At 34.9% G+C, this 1,446-nt stretch carries 1 protein-coding gene; it reads right to left on the bottom strand.

Going from position 1 to position 1,446, the window contains the following annotated elements:
- Positions 1–38 precede the first annotated feature (38 nt).
- Positions 39–1,402 (bottom strand): IS3 family transposase gene (locus ELS83_RS22800; protein WP_430438944.1). Its coding sequence is split into 2 segments (ribosomal slippage): positions 39–919 and positions 919–1,402, totalling 1,365 coding nucleotides; the frame shifts between segments, so codons are not numbered across the junction.
- Positions 1,403–1,446 lie beyond the last annotated feature (44 nt).

Below are 1,446 nucleotides of genomic sequence, written 5' to 3'. Positions count from 1 at the left end.
TGAAGTGAACCCCAAATATTGGACGGTTATAAAATAAGTTAATGATATTGAGTTCGGTATTTTACCGGACTCAATCCGTTTAAATGAGTCTTTATTCTAATATTATTGTAGTAATTTATATACTCCTCCAGTTCCTTTAGAAAGTGTTGCAACGAACTGAACTCCTGCAAATATAACAACTCAGATTTCAAAAGTCCAAAGAAATTTTCTATTACTGCATTATCCAAACAATTTCCCTTACGTGACATACTTTGCTTGACACCTCTTTCTTGTAGTTTATTTCTGTAGCTTGCATGTTGATAATGCCATCCCTGATCTGAATGGAGAGTGAGATTGGTAGTGTCGGGGACCATAGTAAATGCCGAGTCCACCATATCCGTAACCAGATCCAGAGTTGGTCTATGTGTTATATTGTAACTGATAATTTCCCTATTGTATAAATCCATAATCGGCGACAGATAACATTTAGTACCAAAAAGAGAGAACTCTGTTACATCCGTGACCCACTTTTGATTAGGCCTATCAGATTTAAAGTTTCTTTCCAGAATATTAGGTGCAATTCTTCCCACATCTCCTTTGTAAGAACGATATTTTTTTATTCTGACCTTACACTTCAAGCCAAGTTCTTTCATTAGCTTAAGAACGGTTTTATGATTTAACTGCAGACCTCTGTTGCGYAGTTCAAGTGTTATGCGCCTATAGCCATATCGACCTTTATTCTGGTGAAAGATTTCTGTAATCAGCTTCTTTTCTAATGCATATTTATCCGTGGCATTGAGAAGTTTTTGATGATAATAGAAAGTACTTCTAGCCATTCCATCCACATTCAACAGTATTGAAAGTGAGTGTTTCTGCCTTAATTCCTGGATGGTTAAAACTCTCAATTGTTTTTTTGAGTTTTCTGTTTCTGAATTAAGGCTTGTAACTTTTTTAAATAATCATTTTCAGCACGTAATCGTTTATTCTCCTGAAGTAATTTTTCATACTCACTTATAGAATCTATTTGCTTATTTTCTGACTTCTTTTTCATTTTGGGAGGTCTGCCTCTACGAGTTTCTTTAAACAATGCTGATGCTCCATACCTCTCAAAATCTCTTCTCCATTTAGATATAAGAGACTGAGTAATTAGATATTTTGCGGAAATTTGATCCAAAGATAAGCCTGTTTTAAGCATTTCTTCAATTAATTGCAGTTTAAAATCGCCAGTGTAGCGTATTTTATTTCTTAACGATAAACCATTTTTACCATGTAGCTTATAGGCATTAACCCAACGCCCAACTACTTTGGGACAGGTTTGCAATTCTCGTGCAACAGATAGGCAAGATCTTCCTTCGTTCTGTATTTTTAGAACTGCTTGTTCTCTATCCTCAATACTAAATTTGTTTCTCTTTTTTTTAGTCATAAAAACACCCCAAATGTTGTGTCCAACTTTTGGGGTGCAGTTCA

This window comes from Marinifilum caeruleilacunae (assembly GCF_013141825.1).
Taxonomy (GTDB): Bacteria; Bacteroidota; Bacteroidia; order Bacteroidales; family Marinifilaceae; genus Marinifilum; species Marinifilum caeruleilacunae.
This window is presented reverse-complemented; position numbering and strand designations above follow the sequence as displayed.